We start from the raw sequence: 17,854 nt of genomic DNA, 5'->3' as shown, positions 1-17,854 counted from the left end.
ATCAGGCAGACAGCGCGCGGCGACCCTTACGGCGCCGGCTGGACACGATCGAACGCCCCGCACGGGTCCGCATCCGCAAACGGAAGCCATGCACGCGGGCTCGGCGCCGGTTGTTGGGCTGGAAGGTCCGCTTGCCCTTGGCCACGGCGTTCTCCTCGTTGTGTCTCGCTCAAAGCTTTCCCAGCCGTCCGGCCGCTCACGATTCGCAACCGCATGGGTTCCTGTGTCGGTCGAAGCTGGTCTCGCTACTGGCCGGCGCGGTCCCCAGGCACGTCCACCTAGGTCGCAGCCGTATCGCCGACTTTCGGGCGACTGTTTGAGGGTACTGATGCGCCTTCGCTGGGTCAAACTTGGCCTGCCCCAACGGACCCACACCCAAGCGCCGTGAAAACATTCGTTCTCGCCGGCCCGGTGCCGGCCGAAACCGTATCGAATCGAAGCGCGCCCCAAAGAACTTTAAATAACCCGATTGGAATGCAGCAGAACGGTTGGCAGCCGCACGGAAAACTGTTAGCTTCGGGCATGCCGTTTCAGCGTGAGGCGGCGCTCGACAACGAAGCGAGGATGGCGGATCAACTAGCTGCCTAGGCGACCTGCGTGGGTTGCCACCAGCATGGAGATCGCGGGCCGTCGCCGGAAGGCTGTGGCTCGTTTACGCTCATCCTGTCCACACCTGTGTATAACTATGTGGACAGCTGCTTTGTCGCCAAGCTGGCAGTTCCTCGACGTCGGACCAGGGAGATACGTCGTTGACCGATGACCCCGGTTCAACTTTCACGACAGTGTGGAACGCGGTCGTCTCCGAACTCAACGGCGAACCCACCGCAGACGGCGTCGCCACCAATCGCGCAACGCTCGTCGCCCCCCTGACCCCTCAGCAAAGGGCGTGGCTCAATCTGGTCCAACCGCTGACCATCGTCGAGGGGTTTGCTCTGCTTTCGGTACCGAGCAGTTTCGTCCAAAATGAGATCGAACGTCATCTGCGTGAACCCATCACCGACGCGCTCAGCCGGCGCCTCGGCCAGCAAGTCCAACTCGGGGTGCGCATCGCCCCGCCCGCGGAAGACGGTGACGACACCGTCCTCCCTCAAACCGACATCTTCGTCGACGACGTCGACCTCGAATCGTCAAGTGACGTCGACGAGGCTGACGAAAACGGGGAACCCGTCATCGACGACGAGCAGGGTTGGCCCAACTACTTCACCGAGCGTCCCCACATCATCGACCCGGCCATCGCGGGCGGAACCAGCCTCAACCGCCGCTACACCTTCGACACCTTCGTCATCGGTGCCTCCAACCGGTTCGCGCACGCGGCGGCGCTCGCCATCGCCGAGGCGCCGGCCCGCGCGTACAACCCGCTGTTCATCTGGGGCGAATCCGGCCTGGGCAAGACACATCTGTTGCACGCGGCGGGCAATTATGCGCAACGGTTGTTCCCGGGTATGCGGGTCAAGTACGTCTCCACCGAGGAGTTCACCAACGACTTCATCAACTCGCTTCGCGACGACCGCAAGGTCGCGTTCAAGCGCAGCTATCGCGACGTCGACGTGCTGCTTGTCGACGACATCCAGTTCATCGAGGGCAAGGAAGGTATCCAGGAGGAGTTCTTCCACACCTTCAATACGCTGCACAACGCCAACAAGCAGATCGTCATCTCCTCCGACCGGCCGCCCAAACAGCTCGCCACCCTGGAAGACCGGCTGAGGACGCGGTTCGAGTGGGGCCTGATCACCGACGTGCAGCCCCCGGAACTGGAAACCCGCATCGCGATCCTGCGCAAAAAAGCGCAGATGGAGCGCCTCGCGGTGCCCGACGACGTGCTCGAGCTCATCGCCAGCAGCATCGAACGCAACATCCGCGAACTCGAAGGCGCCCTGATCCGGGTGACGGCGTTCGCGTCGTTGAACAAGACTCCGATCGACAAGGCATTGGCCGAGATCGTCCTTCGCGACTTGATCGCCGACGCCAGCACCATGCAGATCAGCGCCGCGACCATCATGGCAGCCACCGCCGAATACTTCGACACCACCGTCGAGGAGCTCCGCGGCCCGGGCAAGACCCGAGCGCTGGCTCAATCACGACAAATCGCGATGTACCTGTGCCGCGAACTCACCGACCTCTCGTTGCCCAAGATCGGCCAGGCATTCGGCCGTGATCACACCACCGTCATGTATGCCCAGCGGAAGATCTTGTCCGAGATGGCCGAGCGACGCGAGGTGTTCGATCACGTGAAGGAACTCACCACTCGTATCCGTCAGCGGTCCAAGCGCTGATTTCAGCCGCTTACCGGCATCTTTTTTTCAAAAAACTTCTCACACCCCTGTAACACCAGCCACACGCCGGAGTTGTGCGCAGCGGTGTGTACAAACCCCTCAAACACCGGTGCACCGATCGCGCCTCAGTCCACACCCGTCGTTCATCCCCACCGGCCCAACACAGCTCACATAGTTGTCAACGCTGTCATCCACATCCCGCCTCCCGCCCTAGCTGCTTCAAGACCACGCTGTCCCCAGAATCCACACCCCTTAATACTGTTACTGAGTTATCTCCGTTGTTTCTTCTTTGAAGTACAGCGCTGGGGAGGCTTCGTTACGCTGGGCTCGCAAGCCTCGCGGTGACCGGGCTTGTCGGGCTTTGCGATTAGCTTTCAAGATGGCCTCCGACGATCTACGGTTGTTCTTCGACTGCTAGCGACGGGCGGCTAGCCAAGCTTGGTTTCGAACACTCGGCAGGTGAAGGGACGCTATGGACGCGGCGACGACAACAGCTGGCCTCACCGATCTGAAGTTTCGTGTGGTGCGGGAGTCTTTCGCCGACGCGGTGTCGTGGGTGGCAAAGAATCTGCCGACCAGACCGGCGGTGCCGGTGCTTTCGGGCGTGTTGTTGACCGGCTCGGATGAGGGCCTGACCATCTCGGGATTCGACTACGAGGTGTCCGCCGAGGCACAGGTTGCAGCCGAAATAGCTTCTCCTGGAAGCGTTTTGGTGTCTGGGCGGTTGTTGTCGGACATTACCCGGGCGTTGCCGGACAAACCGGTGGACTTCTACGTGGACGGTAGTCGCGTGGCGTTGACGTGTGGAAATGCCAGGTTTTCGCTGCCGACGATGGCGGTCGAGGATTACCCGACGCTGCCCGCGCTGCCGGACGACACCGGAAGCCTGCCGTCGGAGCTGTTCGCCGAGGCGATCGGTCAGGTCGCCATCGCGGCCGGCCGGGATGACACCTTGCCCATGCTGACGGGAATTCGGGTCGAGATCTCGGGTGAAACCGTAGTTCTGGCCGCGACCGACAGGTTCCGCCTGGCCGTTCGTGAGCTGACGTGGACGGCCTTGTCGCCCGATGTCGAGGCCGCGGTGCTGGTGCCGGCGAGAACCTTGTCCGAGGCCGCTAAGGCCGGCATCGACGGCTCGGATGTGCGGCTGTCATTGGGCGCCGGGTCGGGCGTCGGAAAAGACGGACTGCTGGGTATCAGCGGTAACGGCAAGCGCAGCACCACCCGCCTGCTGGACGCGGAGTTCCCGAAGTTTCGTCAGCTGTTGCCGGCCGAGCACACGGCGGTCGCCACCATCAACGTGGCCGAGTTGACCGAAGCTATCAAGCTGGTCGCGCTGGTCGCCGACCGAGGCGCGCAGGTGCGCATGGAATTCGCCGACGGCATGCTGCGGCTCTCCGCGGGCGCCGACGATGTCGGCCGGGCCGAAGAAGACCTCGCCGTTGACTTCGCCGGCGACCCGTTGACGATCGCGTTCAACCCGACCTACCTGACGGATGGACTGGGCTCGGTCCATGCCGACCGGGTGTCGTTCGGTTTCACGACCCCGGGTAAGCCGGCATTGCTGCGGCCGGCGTTCGACGACGACAGCCATCCGACGGGCAACGGTCCCTTCCCCGCTTTGCCGACGGATTACGTGTACCTGTTGATGCCAGTGCGGCTGCCCGGGTAGGTGTACGTCCGGCATTTGGGACTGCGTGATTTCCGGTCCTGGGCGCAGGCCGACCTCGAATTGGAACCGGGCCGGACGGTGTTCGTCGGCCCCAATGGGTTCGGGAAGACGAATCTCATTGAGGCACTGTGGTATTCGAGTACGTTGGGTTCGCACCGGGTGGGTACCGACGCGCCGTTGATCCGGGCGGGCAATACGCGCGCGATAGTCTCGACCATCGTCGTCAACGAAGGCAGGGAATGCGCGATCGACCTGGAGATCGCGGCGGGTCGGGCCAACAAGGCCAGGCTGAACCGCTCCCCCGTGCGCAGCACACGTGAGGTGCTCGGGGTGTTGCGCGCGGTGCTTTTCGCGCCGGAAGACCTGGCCTTGGTTCGCGGCGATCCGGCGGACCGGCGCCGCTACCTCGACGATTTGGCGACGGTGCGCCGCCCGGCGATCGCCGCGGTGCGCGCGGACTACGACAAAGTGTTGCGCCAGCGCACGGCGCTGTTGAAGTCGTTGTCGGGTGCGCGCCACCGAGGCGGCGCGGTGGACACTCTCGACGTGTGGGACAGCCGTTTGGCCGAGCACGGCGCGGAATTGATGGCCGCCCGCATCGATCTCGTCAATCAGTTGGCGCCCGAGGTGGAAAAGGCCTACCAGTTGCTGGCGCCGGGATCGCGGCAGGCATCGATCGGCTACCGCGCGAGCATGGATGGCGTGGGCGCCGAAGGTACCGACCGCGAGTTCTTGGAAGCCGCGTTGTTGGCTGCGCTGGCGGCACGCCGCGACGCCGAGGTGGAACGCGGAATGTGTCTTGTCGGCCCGCATCGCGACGATCTCGAGTTGCGACTCGGCGATCAGCCCGCCAAAGGCTTTGCCAGTCATGGGGAGTCGTGGTCGTTCGCCGTCGCACTGCGCTTGGCGGCGTACGAGTTGCTGCGTGCCGACGGCAGTGAACCGGTGTTGTTGCTCGACGACGTGTTCGCCGAACTCGACGCGACGCGTCGTCGCGCCTTGGCTTCGGTGGCCGAAGCGGCAGAACAGGTATTGGTAACCGCGGCGGTCCTCGAAGACATACCGGCCGAGTGGGACGCTAGGCGGGTGCACATCGACCTGCGCGACGAGGACGGCGGGCGCGTATCGGTGGTGCAAGGATGACCGGCGCCGGCGGCGGATCGACTCCCGACCGCCGCAAATCGTCCGGCGACCTGACAGGCATCGACCTGGTGCGGCGCACCCTCGAGGAAGCCCGTGCCGCCGCCCGCGCGCAGGGAAAGGACGCCGGCCGGGGACGTGGCGCGCCCCCTCCCCCGCGCCGCGTCGCGGGACAGCGGCGGAGCTGGTCGGGCCCCGGACCCGACACGCGCGATCCCCAACCGTTGGGCAGGCTGGCGCGCGATCTGGCGAAAAAGCGGGGCTGGTCGACGCACGTCGCGGAGGGCACGGTGCTTGGCCACTGGTCGTCGGTGGTGGGACACCAGATCGCCGACCACGCGACGCCGACCACCCTGAACGACGGGGTGCTCAGCGTGGCGGCCGAATCGACCGCCTGGGCGACCCAGCTGCGGATGATCCAGGCGCAGATTCTGGCCAAGATCGCCGCCGCGGTTGGCAACGGCGTAGTGACATCGCTGAAAATCACCGGGCCAGCCGCACCATCGTGGCGGAAGGGCCCGCGGCACATCGCCGGCCGAGGCCCCCGGGACACCTACGGTTGACCGAGCGAGCGACCCGCTTCAGCGCCGCCATAACGCTGGAAACTGGCTCGTCAAGCGTCCTGACGCAGCCTTCGGCGAAAAATTCCGCACACGGCGCAGATAGCTGTGCAGAAACACCCTCACAGAATCGGTCCTGGCGCCCCTTATCGGTAGACTGGCGGAGAACCAGCGCAAAGTCCCGGAGACTACCCGCGCGCAACCCCAAGGAGAGCCTTCCGCCCGTGGCTGCCCAAAAGAAGAAACCGAAAGAGTACGGCGCCGACTCGATCACCGTCCTGGAAGGGTTGGAAGCGGTCCGCAAACGCCCCGGCATGTACATCGGCTCGACCGGGGAGCGCGGATTGCACCATCTGATATGGGAGGTCGTCGACAACGCCGTCGACGAGGCGATGGCGGGTTACGCGACGGAAGTCGACGTGAAGATTCTGGAGAACGGCGGCGTTCAGGTCACCGACAACGGCCGCGGTATCCCGGTGGGCATGCACGCCACCGGCATGCCGACGGTCGACGTGGTGATGACTCAGCTTCATGCTGGCGGAAAGTTCGGCGGCGATGACAGCGCCTACGCGGTGTCCGGTGGGTTGCACGGCGTCGGTGTGTCGGTGGTCAATGCGTTGTCCACTCGACTCGAGGTCGAGATCTGCACCGACGGCTACGAGTGGTTCCAGCATTACGACCGCTCTATTCCCGGCACGCTGAAACAGGGCGACAAAACCAAGAAGACCGGTACGACGGTCCGTTTCTGGGCCGACCCGGGCATCTTCGAGACGACGGACTACGACTTCGAGACCGTTGCCCGCCGGCTGCAGGAAATGGCGTTCCTCAACAAGGGGCTGACCATCCACCTGACCGATGAGCGGGTGAGCAACGAAGAGGTGGTCGACGAAGTCGTCAGCGACACGGCAGAAGCGCCGAAGTCCGCGCAGGAGAAGGCCGCGGAATCCGTTGCGCCGCACAAAGTCAAGCACCGCACCTTTCACTACCCGGGCGGTTTGGTCGACTACGTCAAGCACATCAACCGCACCAAGAACCCGATCCACTCCAGCATCGTGGACTTCTCAGACAAGGGACCCGGCCACGAGGTCGAAATCGCGATGCAGTGGAACGCCGGTTATTCGGAGTCGGTCCATACGTTCGCAAATACCATCAACACCCACGAGGGCGGTACCCACGAGGAAGGGTTCCGCGCCGCGCTGACGTCGGTGGTGAACAAATACGCCAAAGACAAGAAACTGTTGAAAGACAAAGACCCCAATCTGACCGGCGACGACATCCGCGAGGGTTTGGCCGCGGTGATCTCGGTCAAGGTCAGCGAACCGCAGTTCGAGGGCCAAACGAAGACCAAACTGGGCAACACCGAAGTCAAGTCATTTGTGCAGAAAGCATGCAACGACAAGCTCTCCCACTGGTTCGAAGCCAACCCCAGTGACGCCAAGACAGTCGTGAACAAGGCGGTGTCCTCGGCGCAAGCACGTATCGCGGCGCGCAAGGCACGAGAGTTGGTGCGCCGCAAGAGCGCCACGGATCTCGGCGGCCTACCGGGCAAGCTGGCCGACTGCCGATCCACCGACCCGCGCAAATCCGAACTGTATGTCGTGGAAGGCGATTCGGCCGGTGGCTCGGCGAAGAGCGGCCGCGACTCGATGTTCCAGGCGATCCTTCCGTTGCGCGGCAAGATCATCAACGTCGAGAAGGCCCGCATCGACCGGGTGCTGAAGAACACCGAAGTCCAGGCGATCATCACCGCGCTGGGTACCGGGATTCACGACGAGTTCGACATCACCAAGCTGCGCTACCACAAGATCGTGCTGATGGCCGACGCCGACGTCGACGGCCAGCACATCTCCACGCTGCTGTTGACCCTGTTGTTCCGGTTCATGCGCCCGCTCATCGAAAACGGCCACGTGTTTCTGGCGCAGCCGCCGTTGTACAAGCTGAAGTGGCAGCGCAGCGATCCCGAGTTCGCCTACTCCGATCGCGAGCGTGACGGCCTGCTCGAGGCGGGGCAGAAGGCCGGCAAGAAGATCAACAAGGACGACGGCATCCAGCGCTACAAAGGTCTGGGTGAAATGGACGCCAAGGAATTGTGGGAGACCACGATGGACCCGACCGTGCGCGTGCTGCGTCAGGTCACCCTGGATGACGCCGCCGCCGCCGACGAACTTTTCTCCATCTTGATGGGCGAGGACGTCGATGCTCGCCGAAGCTTTATCACCCGCAACGCCAAGGACGTTCGCTTCCTGGATGTCTGACGAATCAGGCACGCCAACTAAAACGAGGAACCGATGACTGATACGACGCTGCCACCAGGCGAGGGGCCAGCCGACCGGGTCGAGCCGGTTGACATTCAGCAGGAGATGCAGCGCAGCTACATCGATTACGCGATGAGCGTGATCGTGGGCCGCGCGCTGCCGGAGGTGCGCGACGGCCTCAAGCCGGTGCACCGCCGCGTGCTGTATGCGATGTACGACTCGGGGTTCCGCCCGGATCGCAGCCACGCGAAGTCGGCGCGCTCGGTCGCCGAGACAATGGGTAACTACCACCCGCACGGCGACGCGTCGATCTACGACACGCTGGTGCGCATGGCGCAGCCGTGGTCGCTGCGTTATCCGCTGGTCGACGGGCAGGGCAACTTCGGTTCGCCGGGCAACGATCCGCCGGCGGCGATGAGGTATACCGAAGCGCGGCTGACCCCGCTGGCGATGGAGATGTTGCGCGAAATCGACGAGGAGACAGTCGATTTCATTCCCAACTACGACGGCCGGGTGCAGGAGCCGACAGTACTGCCCAGCCGGTTCCCCAACCTGCTGGCCAACGGCTCGGGCGGCATCGCGGTCGGCATGGCCACCAACATCCCGCCGCACAACCTGCGCGAGCTCGCCGACGCGGTGTTCTGGTGCCTGGAAAACCACGAGGCCGACGAAGAGGCGACGCTGGCCGCGGTCATGGGGTGCGTCAAGGGGCCCGACTTCCCGACGTCCGGGCTGATCGTGGGCTCCCAGGGCATCTCCGACGCATACAAGACCGGGCGCGGTTCGATCCGGATGCGCGGCGTCGTGGAAGTCGAAGAGGCCAGGGGCCGAACGTCTTTGGTCATCACCGAGTTGCCGTATCAGGTCAACCACGACAACTTCATCACCTCGATCGCCGAGCAGGTCCGCGACGGCAAGCTTGCCGGCATCTCCAACATCGAGGACCAATCCAGCGACCGGGTCGGCTTGCGCATCGTCATCGAGCTCAAGCGCGACGCCGTGGCGAAGGTGGTGCTGAACAACCTCTACAAGCACACCCAGCTGCAGACCAGCTTCGGCGCCAACATGCTGGCGATCGTCGACGGGGTGCCGCGCACGCTTCGGCTTGACCAGCTGATCCGTCACTACGTCGCGCACCAACTCGATGTCATCGTGCGGCGCACCACGTATCGGTTGCGCAAGGCCAACGAACGCGCACACATCTTGCGCGGCCTGGTCAAGGCGCTCGACGCGCTGGACGAAGTCATCGCCTTGATCCGGGCGTCGGAAACGGTCGACATCGCCCGGGCCGGGCTGATCGAACTGCTGGATATCGACGACATCCAGGCCCAGGCCATCCTGGACATGCAGCTGCGGCGCCTGGCCGCCCTGGAGCGCCAGCGCATCGTCGACGACCTGGCCAAGATCGAGGCCGAAATCGCCGACCTGGAAGACATCCTGGCCAAGCCGGAGCGCCAGCGCACGATCGTCCACGACGAACTCGGCGAGATCGTCGAGAAGTACGGCGACGACCGTCGCACCCGGATCGTCGCGGCCGACGGCGAGGTCAGCGACGAGGACCTGATCGCCCGCGAGGACGTCGTCGTCACCATCACCGAGACCGGCTACGCCAAGCGCACGAAGACCGACCTGTACCGCAGCCAGAAGCGCGGCGGGAAGGGCGTGCAGGGCGCCGGCCTCAAGCAGGACGACATCGTCGCGCACTTCTTCGTGTCGTCGACGCACGACTGGATCCTGTTCTTCACCACCCAGGGGCGGGTGTATCGGGCCAAGGCATACGAGTTGCCGGAGGCGTCCCGCACGGCGCGCGGTCAGCACGTTGCCAACCTGCTGGCCTTCCAGCCCGAGGAGCGCATCGCGCAGGTCATCCAGATCAAGAGCTACGAAGACGCGCCGTATCTGGTGCTGGCCACCAAGAACGGGCTGGTGAAGAAGTCCAAGCTGACCGACTTCGACTCCAACCGCTCGGGCGGGATCGTGGCGATCAACCTGCGCGACAACGACGAGCTGGTCGGAGCGGTGCTGTGCTCGGCCGAAGAGGATCTGCTGCTGGTCTCGGCCAACGGGCAATCCATCCGGTTCTCGGCGACCGACGAGGCGCTGCGGCCGATGGGCCGCGCCACGTCCGGCGTGCAGGGCATGCGATTCAACGAGGATGACCGGCTGCTATCGCTGAATGTCGTTCAGGAAGGGATGTTCCTGCTGGTGGCCACCGCGGGCGGTTATGCGAAACGCACCGCGATCGAGGAGTATCCGGTGCAGGGCCGCGGCGGCAAGGGCGTTCTGACCGTTCAGTACGACCGCCGGCGTGGCAGGCTGGTTGGGGCGTTGATCGTGGACGACGAGAGCGAGCTCTACGCGATCACCTCGGGCGGGGGCGTCATCCGCACCGCCGCGCGTCAGGTCCGCAAGGCGGGACGGCAGACCAAGGGCGTTCGGTTGATGAACCTGGGTGAGGGTGACACTCTGTTAGCCATTGCACGCAACGCCGAAGAAAGCGCCGAGGAAGAAATCGGGCAGATCGACGGCGTCGAGGAGTCGGACGGCTAATAGACTCGGCCCGACCGCACAGACGACAGCCAGCGCCTCGCGGCCTTGGTACACACGTAAGGAGTCGGGGTGACTTCACCGAACGAGCCGGGGGCCCCCAACAAGGGTGACAGCCTGAACGGGGACGGTTCGGTCGAGCGAGCCGGTGTACACCGCGCGACGCCCGCCCAGGCTGGCCGCATTCCGGATGCCGCAGACGTGCCCCCGCGGGGACGCGGCCCCGGGCGGCCCCCCCAGCCACCGCATCGCCAGCCGGAACCCCATGCCGAGCCGCGGCCGTCAGGCCCGCCCTCCGGGGTGGATGCGCGGCTGAACCGTTTCATCTCCGGCACCGCGGCACCGGGGGCGTCGGCGCATCCGAAGAGCCCGCCGCAGGATTTCGACGCCCCACCGCGCGGCGACGGGCCGCCCGCCGAGGCGTACGCCAGCGAATTGCCCGATCTGTCCGGCCCCATCCCGCGGGCCTCGCAACGCAAGTCCGCGCCCGATCGCACCGCGGAGACGTCGGCCACGACGGGATCGGCCCGCTCGGCAACCGACGAAGCCAGGGAAAGCCGCGAAAACCGGGTGCACGTGTCGCGGCGCAACCGCGGCCCGGTTCGGGCCAGCATGCAGATCCGCCGGATCGACCCGTGGAGCACGCTGAAGGTGTCGCTGCTGCTCTCGGTGGCGCTGTTCTTCGTCTGGATGATCGCGGTCGCGTTCCTGTACCTGGTGCTCGGCGGCATGGGTGTGTGGTCCAAGCTCAACAGCAACGTCGGTGACCTACTGAACAACACCAGCGGCAGCAGCGGCGAGCTGGTCTCCAGCGGGACCATCTTCGGTGGCGCCGTCTTGATCGGCTTGGTCAACATCGTCCTGCTGACCGCCATGGCCACGATCGCCGCGTTCGTCTACAACCTGACGACCGACCTGATCGGCGGCATCGAAGTAACCCTGGCCGACCGCGACTAGCGCCGATTCCCGGGATTTTTGGGGGTGGGGCGGCGATTGCGGTAATCTCGTCGCTCGGCCGTACGCGCGTACGGGCCTATAGCTCAGGCGGTTAGAGCGCTTCGCTGATAACGAAGAGGTCGGAGGTTCGAGTCCTCCTAGGCCCACAACCATGTGCTCGTCCAGACGTTACGTACGACTCGCAGTGCCGCTGGCATTGATCGCTGCGGTGGCGGCGGTGGTGTGGTCACGACGTGGGGTCGAGGTCTGGCACATGGCCCCGGTTGATGCGCCCGCAGCCGATCATCCAGAGGGGCCTTAGCTCAGTTGGTAGAGCACTGCCTTTGCAAGGCAGGTGTCAGGGGTTCGATTCCCCTAGGCTCCACGGCATCATCCGCCTGACGGAGGCCGCCGCATGATGGTGCCGGGGATCGGCGGTCCGTAGCCTTTCTCATTGGGCTTGTCCCGCTGGGCCTTTCGGGCTCCCGGCGGCATCGGCGGGACGAACATCGGAACCAATGGGACACCCTCGGCCGTTGTCGCCGCCGCCAATGGCGCCTCTGCGGCAGCCAGCTGGATCGGCGAAGTGACCGCTGAAGGCGGGACCACAAGGTTGCCGACGTACATTCCCCTGCCCAGAGACGCGGTGACCGAAGCCTGCACTGCACCGGTCGTAGCGGCGGGTGGGGCAAAGATATTGGGAGCTCCTCCCACCGCCTCGGGCCCGGTGAGGTTGTAGGCGATGGCCAGGTTACGGGGGGTGGCCGCCAGGACGTCCGGGTACTGACCCGGAAAGTAATCGTGGCCGCTGGTGACCAAACCGATGATGCTCTGCGGGTTGAAGACGCCGCTGCTGACTACGCCGTTGACGGTCTGAAGGATCGCATTGGCGAGGAACTCGGGGTCGATTGCTGCGGGGGCGGCTGCCGCCGCAGCAACGGCGGTGGTTTGAGCCGCGGTTGCGGTCGGAGTGGTCATCGCCGATGCGGGGGCGAATGTCGGCATCGCCATCGTCTGCAGGCTGGTGGCGTGATAGCCCAGCATGGCGGTGGTGTTGTCCGCCCACATCTGCAGATATTGGAGCTCGGTGGCGGCGATGGCGGGGAAATTGATGCCGAAGTAGTTGGTGGCGATCAGCTGCGCCAGCAGCGTGCGGTTGGCGGTGACCACGCTGGGATGCACGATCGCTGCCTGGGTGGCGACGAAGGAGCCGGCCATGCTGGTGGCCGCCATCGACAGTTGAGCGGCTTGGGTTGCGGTGGTTTGCATCCAGCTGACGTAGGGGATGGTGGACAGGGTCATCGCGGTCGCTGATGGTCCCTGCCAGGGAATGCTCGCCACGGTGGAGGCATAGTCAGCGGCGGTCTGCCCCAGCTCGATCGCCAGCTGGCGCCACGCCTCGGCAGCGGCCAGCAACGATCCGGGCCCCGGCCCTGAGTGAATCAGCGCCGATGTGATCTCGGGAGGAGCCCAGAAATCCACGCCTATCCTGTCAATGCTCGCAGTCGATAGCGGTTGTAACGAAGCCCTGTGCGGTAGCCATGCTCTTGTCCTTTAGACATAGGCTAATCAATGCGCCAGGGACTGTTGGTGGTTTATCACACGGCATGTTCAGGTTATTTGAATATTCGCCGGGCTTTGCGGCTGCCGATCGACGGTTCCCCGGTTCTGTCAGCGGCTTGAAAGCTGACCACAGCTGCGCATAGCTCCGGCTGCCTGCAGCGCAGCGCTTCCAGGTCGAGAGATCTTAAAAGCCGTGGCGTGCAGGGTGATTCACCTCAGGCCGGCGTCAGTGTTTGGTTTCGATTACCCGGCAGCCGGAGGTCTAGCCATCACGGTGGGCTTGAAACCGTAGGCCGGCGGGATCCGCCCGTAACCTTTTGTACCGAGTTGACCGAACGCGGGCGCCATCGGCAGGGCATTCACTCCCTCGGCCCCGGCCGGGACAACGGTGGCGTTGAGGGCCGCGGTCCCGGGGTTGGTTACCGCGCTCACCGGCGCCCAGCTTGGCGGCACCGACAACGCGCCCAGGGGAAGCGCTCTTCCCACCCCCGCCGCCACGCCCCCCGCGTTCGCGGCGGCATTGCCAGCCGCCTGCGCCGCTCCTTCGACGGCCTTGGCCGCGGGAGCGAGACCTTTGGCGAAGGTGCTCATCGCGGTAATGCCGTTGCTTATCTGCCCGAAGGACTGCGTCGACTGAATCATCGACTGCGCGGTCGACACGTAAGGGACCACGTACTTGCTGTACAGCATGACCATGTCGTCGAGCGGGGTGTTGTCGGCAATGATCTTGTCGATCTCCGACCCGTTGAGCGAGAGCAGCTGGGCCACCGGATTAGGCGCAGACTCCAAGCCCGCCAACGCTTCTCGCACACCGGTATTATCGGCGGCCGCGGAAACCGCGGCGGCTTGGCGTGGCAGCCCGGACGAATCGGCCACCTGCGGCGGGTCCTCGAAATCGGTCAACGTCGACGCCGCCGCCGAGGAACTCGCGTACGCGTACATCGCTGTGGCGTCCTGAGCCCACATCTCGAAGTACTCCGCCTCCGCGGCAGCGATTGCCGGCGCATTTTGTCCCAAGATGTTCGTCGCGAGCAATGCCGCCAGCAGTGCACGGTTCGCCGCGATCACCGGAGGAGGCACGGTCATCGCGAACGCCGCGTCGTGCGCGGACACCGCGGCCGCCGCCTGGGCGGCAGCCAACTCGGAATGCGCTGCGCTGCTCTGCAGCCACGCCACGTACGAAGTCGCGGCCGCCAAGAACGACGCCGACGCGGGACCCAGCCACGGACCGCCGGTCAGCGCGGAAACGACCGACTGAAATCCGGCCGCGGTCGAGTGCAACTCGGAGGCGAGCCCACCCCAGCCCGCGGCGGCCGCCGCCAACGAATTCGCGCCCGGACCGGTGTACATGCGGCCGGAGTTGATCTCGGGCGGCAACAACCCATAGTCCACTTCGGTTCTCCCCTGTCCCTCAGGCCGTTCAGCCGGCCGACGCCGCGTTCGCGGCTTCGGTAGACGCGTAGGAGGCCGCGCTTGCCGACAGCGTGGCCACCATCAACTGCTGGATCGCGGCCGCTTGGGCGCTCAACTGCTGGTACCGCTGCGCATGTGCGGCGAACCGGGCCGCGGTCAATGCAGATACCTCGTCGGCGGCGGCGGGGACGACGCCGGCGGTCGGGGCGGCCGCCGCCGCATTTCCCGCATTCAATGCGGCGCCGATGGACTGAAGATTTGCGGCGGCCGCGGCCAATTTCTCCGGATAAGCCGTTACGAAGGACATCGGTTCTCCCATTCAGAATTTGTCGTTGCCACCGGACGATATAAACAGCGGGCTAGGAACTGGCGCTGGGAGGACCGCACGGAACAGCCACTGACCTGGGACTTCCGGCAAGACTCGCGCAGATTCTAATTGTTGAATTCGAAATCGCACGCGCCGCGCCGAAAAATATGAACCACACGGGACATTTTCCGGAATTCGGTTAGAACGAAAGCCGGTCGGGCGGCGAAATATGAGCGAGCTATGAAACGGCTCCGCAAAAAGATTATTTGTCAGCGTGAATGTATGAATTCCATGGGAAACTGGGCGTGCTCAGGGGCGCGGTTGCACGTCGACACTGGGCGGGCGCGGCGACGGCTCGGTGCGCCGGCGCCCGGAGCGCCTGACGATGCTGAAGGCGGCAGCGCCGCCGGCCAACACCCCGACGACAACTCCCGCGATCAGCAAGGGGCGCTTGCCGTGGCGCCGTTGGGACCGGCGCGCGTCCTGCAGGGCCTGAGGCAGGCTCGCGACCACTTGCTGCGCGGCGGCCAGCTCTTGCGCGAGAGTTTCTTGCGCCGCACCGATTTCGCGAGCGAGCCGGCCCTCCCGGTAACGGCGACGCAATCCCGACGCGGTCGATTGCGCGGAGTGCACCCCCAGCCCGACAATCCCTCGCGTGACGTCCACCGGTCCCAACGCCGTGTAGGCCAGGCCGCGGGCCAATCGCTCACGGGGGGTCAACCGGTGGTCCGCCTGTGCGCTCATCCGCTGCCTTTCTGTGCCGTGGGTGGAACCTACAGACTGCCACCAAAACGACGCCTGCGGCACCGTCGCGACCGCACGGCTTTCGGCCCAACCCGCTTCGGTCGATCGACACCGGGTGCGAGCATGCCCGCGGGTGATGGCAGACTGTGACCTCGTGACTAACAGCCCCTTTCAGACTGCTACCGCCACGCTGCACACCAACCGCGGAGACATCAAGATCGCCCTGTTCGGAAACCATGCGCCCAAGACTGTCGCCAATTTCGTTGGCCTGGCGCAGGGCACGAAGGAGTACTCGACGCAGAACGCCTCGGGTAGCCCCTCCGGGCCGTTCTACGATGGCGCGGTTTTCCACCGGGTGATCAATGGCTTCATGATCCAGGGTGGCGACCCGACCGGCACCGGTCGCGGCGGCCCGGGCTACAAGTTCGCCGACGAGTTCCACCCCGAGTTGCAATTCGACAAGCCCTACCTGTTGGCGATGGCCAATGCGGGCCCGGGCACCAACGGCTCGCAGTTCTTCATCACCGTCGACAGGACACCGCACCTGAACCGGCGGCACACGATTTTCGGCGAAGTGACCGATCCCGAATCGCAGAAGGTCGTCGACACGATCGCGACGACGGCCACCGACGGCAACGACCGTCCCACCGAACCGGTCGTGATCGAGTCGATCACCATCTCCTGAGGCCGACGGCTAGCTTTCCCGGGGGCCCGCGTAGCCGGCTTCGGTAAGCGCGTCGAGCACGTCCAGGGGTTCGGTCCCGAGGTCCCAACGGGAGAAGACGGCCAACCCCCCGTCGACGGTTTCGACCTCGAGCAACCGCATTTTTCGGGCCATGCGGCGAAACTCGGTGATTCGGATGATCTTGATGTCGGAGCGCTGCAATTGCTGCGTTCTGAACCAGTCCCGGATTACCAGGCCGTCGGGCGTGATTGCCAGCTTCGGCCGCGCGCGCCACGTTGCGCCCGCAAACAAGATCAGACCCGCGGCGGCAATCCCCGTCATAACCCGGCCCGGCGCGTCTGTGACCAGGGTCACACTCGCGATAGCCATCAACACGCCGGCAACGCCGCAACCAGCGATTCCTCCCGCAGGAGGCTCCCATTTAGTTTGCTGCACGAGGCCTCCACCCCCTCCCACCACTGCCTATGCAGTTATCCACAAGCGCTATCAACAGTGGGGATAAATCACACGCGTGTGATTGGGTGGTCACAACGTTGCTGGCTCAGTAACGCAGCGACCCCAAGATGAATTCATTCCGGATTTGATCTTGGTCAGTGCCAACGCATTGTGAGCAACAAACCGGTGATCATGAAAGCGAACGCGATCGCGTAGTTCCACGGCCCCAATTGCGCCATCCAGTGCAGCGCCGCCGGGGCTTGGCTGCCGACGGCGGCTAATTGAAACACCATCAGCCACACGAGCCCGATCAGCATGAGGCCGACGAACAGCGCAACGAACCACACACTCGACGGTCCGACCTTCACCTTTACCGGGGTGCGGCTGACCGCGCTGACGGTGAAGTCGTTCTTCTTGCGGACCTTGGACTTGGGCATGACTACCTCGGCGATATCTCGGAACTACCTCAACGACACGGTGAGCGGGACGGGTGCAACGATAACGACTGATGCTGCACGCATAACTTGGCTACGAGACTAACCCACCTGGCGAGATCGCCAGGAAATGGAGAGCCGATGAGCGATACGCGCCGCTCGCCGTGGCGCTTCGGTGTGCCATTGGTCTGCCTGCTGGCGGGGTTGCTGCTGGCCGCCACCCACGGCGTGTCCGGCGGATCGGAGATCCGCCGCAGCGATGCCCCACGTCTGGTCGACTTGGTCCGCGAGGCGCAGTCGTCGGTGAACCATCTCAAGGCGCAACGCGATGAGCTGGCGGGCAAGCTCGACTCGATGCACGGCAAGTCTTCGAATGCCGCGTTGGCCGCGATGCTGCGGCGGTCCGCCGAGCTGGCCGGGGAGGCGGGGATGGATCCGGTGCACGGCCCGGGTTTGGTGGTGACGCTGCAGGATGCCCAACGTGACGCCAATGGCCGCTTCCCCCGCGATGCCTCCCCCGACGACCTGGTGGTGCACCAGCAAGACATCCAGGCGGTGCTGAACGCGTTGTGGAGTGCCGGCGCCGAGGCGATCCAGATGCAAGACCAGCGCATCATCGGCACCTCGGTGCCGCGCTGCGTCGGAAATACGCTGCTGCTCAACGGCCGCACCTACAGCCCGCCCTACACGATCACCGCGATCGGCAACGCCGCGGCGATGCAGGCCGCGCTGGCCGCCGCTCCCCTGGTGACCCTGTACAAGCAGTACGTGGTCCGATTCGGGCTGGGCTACCGCGAAGAGGTCAAGCCGGACGTGCAGATCGCCGGCCACACCGAACCGGTCCGGATGCATTTCGCGCGACCAGCCGGCCCGGTCGGGTATTGAGCGAA

The 17,854-nt window shown here is 64.9% G+C and carries 17 protein-coding genes and 2 tRNA genes; 12 read left to right on the top strand and 7 right to left on the bottom strand.

Translation table 11 applies throughout. The annotated features are described in order from the left end of the window. Nucleotide 1: 1 nt before the first annotated feature. The gene (gene rpmH, locus ACQI5H_RS20640) at nucleotides 2-145 is read right to left on the bottom strand and encodes a 50S ribosomal protein L34 (RefSeq protein ID WP_073880743.1); all 144 of its coding nucleotides are present in this window, start codon (nucleotides 143-145) and stop codon (nucleotides 2-4) included. Nucleotides 146-384: 239 nt separating this feature from the next. On the opposite strand from rpmH, the gene ACQI5H_RS20635 reads away from it, so the two are divergent. From ACQI5H_RS20635 to ACQI5H_RS20590, 10 genes are all read left to right on the top strand, one after another. Then, nucleotides 385-588 (top strand): hypothetical protein, encoded by a 204-nt coding sequence (locus ACQI5H_RS20635; RefSeq protein WP_427081160.1) that lies wholly within the window; start codon nucleotides 385-387, stop codon nucleotides 586-588. Nucleotides 589-749: 161 nt separating this feature from the next. Continuing rightward, nucleotides 750-2,273 (top strand): chromosomal replication initiator protein DnaA, encoded by a 1,524-nt coding sequence (gene dnaA / locus ACQI5H_RS20630; protein WP_427081159.1) that lies wholly within the window; start codon nucleotides 750-752, stop codon nucleotides 2,271-2,273. 472 nt (nucleotides 2,274-2,745) lie between these two features. Continuing rightward, entirely contained in the window at nucleotides 2,746-3,945 is a 1,200-nt protein-coding gene (gene dnaN / locus ACQI5H_RS20625) for a DNA polymerase III subunit beta (protein WP_427081158.1), read from the top strand. After that, nucleotides 3,946-5,088 (top strand): DNA replication/repair protein RecF, encoded by a 1,143-nt coding sequence (gene recF / locus ACQI5H_RS20620; protein ID WP_427081157.1) that lies wholly within the window; start codon nucleotides 3,946-3,948, stop codon nucleotides 5,086-5,088. It abuts the gene before it with no gap. After that, the gene (locus ACQI5H_RS20615) at nucleotides 5,085-5,648 is read left to right on the top strand and encodes a DUF721 family protein (protein ID WP_427081156.1); all 564 of its coding nucleotides are present in this window, start codon (nucleotides 5,085-5,087) and stop codon (nucleotides 5,646-5,648) included. Before recF ends, ACQI5H_RS20615 begins: the two co-directional genes overlap by 4 nt. A 221-nt stretch (nucleotides 5,649-5,869) precedes the next feature. Next, a complete protein-coding gene (gyrB, locus tag ACQI5H_RS20610) occupies nucleotides 5,870-7,900 on the top strand; it encodes a DNA topoisomerase (ATP-hydrolyzing) subunit B (RefSeq protein ID WP_427081155.1) in 2,031 nt (676 codons plus the stop codon). 33 nt (nucleotides 7,901-7,933) lie between these two features. Next, nucleotides 7,934-10,450 carry a DNA gyrase subunit A gene (gyrA, locus tag ACQI5H_RS20605; RefSeq protein WP_427081154.1) on the top strand — a complete coding sequence of 839 codons (2,517 nt, stop codon included), beginning with the start codon at nucleotides 7,934-7,936 and terminating at the stop codon, nucleotides 10,448-10,450. Between the two features lie 69 nt (nucleotides 10,451-10,519). Beyond that, on the top strand, nucleotides 10,520-11,404 hold the full coding sequence (locus tag ACQI5H_RS20600; protein WP_427081153.1) for a DUF3566 domain-containing protein: 885 nt from the start codon (nucleotides 10,520-10,522) through the stop codon (nucleotides 11,402-11,404). A 72-nt stretch (nucleotides 11,405-11,476) separates the two neighbouring features. After that, a tRNA-Ile gene (locus ACQI5H_RS20595) sits at nucleotides 11,477-11,550 on the top strand. A 145-nt stretch (nucleotides 11,551-11,695) separates the two neighbouring features. After that, nucleotides 11,696-11,768: transfer RNA gene (locus ACQI5H_RS20590), tRNA-Ala, on the top strand. A gap of 5 nt (nucleotides 11,769-11,773) precedes the next feature. Here the strand turns inward: ACQI5H_RS20590 and ACQI5H_RS20585 are convergent. From ACQI5H_RS20585 to cwsA, 4 genes are all read right to left on the bottom strand, one after another. Further along, nucleotides 11,774-12,865: a PPE family protein gene (locus ACQI5H_RS20585; protein WP_427081152.1), complete on the bottom strand. Its 1,092-nt coding sequence runs from the start codon at nucleotides 12,863-12,865 to the stop codon at nucleotides 11,774-11,776. A gap of 324 nt (nucleotides 12,866-13,189) precedes the next feature. Continuing rightward, on the bottom strand, nucleotides 13,190-14,338 hold the full coding sequence (locus tag ACQI5H_RS20580; RefSeq protein ID WP_427081151.1) for a PPE family protein: 1,149 nt from the start codon (nucleotides 14,336-14,338) through the stop codon (nucleotides 13,190-13,192). Between the two features lie 28 nt (nucleotides 14,339-14,366). Then, complete coding sequence (locus tag ACQI5H_RS20575; RefSeq protein ID WP_427081150.1) at nucleotides 14,367-14,666, bottom strand: PE family protein; 300 nt, start codon at nucleotides 14,664-14,666, stop codon at nucleotides 14,367-14,369. Nucleotides 14,667-14,975: 309 nt separating this feature from the next. Continuing rightward, nucleotides 14,976-15,410: a cell wall synthesis protein CwsA gene (gene cwsA, locus ACQI5H_RS20570; RefSeq protein ID WP_427081149.1), complete on the bottom strand. Its 435-nt coding sequence runs from the start codon at nucleotides 15,408-15,410 to the stop codon at nucleotides 14,976-14,978. A gap of 136 nt (nucleotides 15,411-15,546) precedes the next feature. Between cwsA and ACQI5H_RS20565 the strand changes: the two genes are divergently transcribed. Then, nucleotides 15,547-16,095 carry a peptidylprolyl isomerase gene (locus ACQI5H_RS20565; protein ID WP_427081148.1) on the top strand — a complete coding sequence of 183 codons (549 nt, stop codon included), beginning with the start codon at nucleotides 15,547-15,549 and terminating at the stop codon, nucleotides 16,093-16,095. Between the two features lie 9 nt (nucleotides 16,096-16,104). Here the strand turns inward: ACQI5H_RS20565 and ACQI5H_RS20560 are convergent, their stop codons facing one another. Beyond that, nucleotides 16,105-16,530 (bottom strand): PH domain-containing protein, encoded by a 426-nt coding sequence (locus ACQI5H_RS20560; protein ID WP_427081147.1) that lies wholly within the window; start codon nucleotides 16,528-16,530, stop codon nucleotides 16,105-16,107. 155 nt (nucleotides 16,531-16,685) lie between these two features. Beyond that, nucleotides 16,686-16,967: a cell division protein CrgA gene (gene crgA, locus ACQI5H_RS20555; RefSeq protein ID WP_076060007.1), complete on the bottom strand. Its 282-nt coding sequence runs from the start codon at nucleotides 16,965-16,967 to the stop codon at nucleotides 16,686-16,688. 138 nt (nucleotides 16,968-17,105) lie between these two features. Between crgA and ACQI5H_RS20550 the strand changes: the two genes are divergently transcribed. Continuing rightward, nucleotides 17,106-17,849 (top strand): DUF881 domain-containing protein, encoded by a 744-nt coding sequence (locus ACQI5H_RS20550; protein ID WP_427081146.1) that lies wholly within the window; start codon nucleotides 17,106-17,108, stop codon nucleotides 17,847-17,849. The last annotated feature ends 5 nt before the right edge of the window (nucleotides 17,850-17,854 follow it).

It is taken from the genome of Mycobacterium heidelbergense (assembly GCF_050205645.1).
Taxonomy (GTDB): domain Bacteria; phylum Actinomycetota; class Actinomycetes; order Mycobacteriales; family Mycobacteriaceae; genus Mycobacterium; species Mycobacterium heidelbergense_A.
This window is presented reverse-complemented; position numbering and strand designations above follow the sequence as displayed.

What these genes read in the sequence shown, in the direction of transcription:
- dnaN (WP_427081158.1), top strand. Translation starts at nt 2,746, where the DNA reads ATGGACGCGGCGACGACAACAGCTGGCCTCACCGATCTGAAGTTTCGT.
- ACQI5H_RS20615 (WP_427081156.1), top strand. Translation starts at nt 5,085, where the DNA reads ATGACCGGCGCCGGCGGCGGATCGACTCCCGACCGCCGCAAATCGTCC.
- gyrA (WP_427081154.1), top strand. Translation starts at nt 7,934, where the DNA reads ATGACTGATACGACGCTGCCACCAGGCGAGGGGCCAGCCGACCGGGTC.
- ACQI5H_RS20575 (WP_427081150.1), bottom strand. Translation starts at nt 14,666, where the DNA reads ATGTCCTTCGTAACGGCTTATCCGGAGAAATTGGCCGCGGCCGCCGCA.
- cwsA (WP_427081149.1), bottom strand. Translation starts at nt 15,410, where the DNA reads ATGAGCGCACAGGCGGACCACCGGTTGACCCCCCGTGAGCGATTGGCC.
- ACQI5H_RS20565 (WP_427081148.1), top strand. Translation starts at nt 15,547, where the DNA reads ATGGCAGACTGTGACCTCGTGACTAACAGCCCCTTTCAGACTGCTACC.
- crgA (WP_076060007.1), bottom strand. Translation starts at nt 16,967, where the DNA reads ATGCCCAAGTCCAAGGTCCGCAAGAAGAACGACTTCACCGTCAGCGCG.
- ACQI5H_RS20550 (WP_427081146.1), top strand. Translation starts at nt 17,106, where the DNA reads ATGAGCGATACGCGCCGCTCGCCGTGGCGCTTCGGTGTGCCATTGGTC.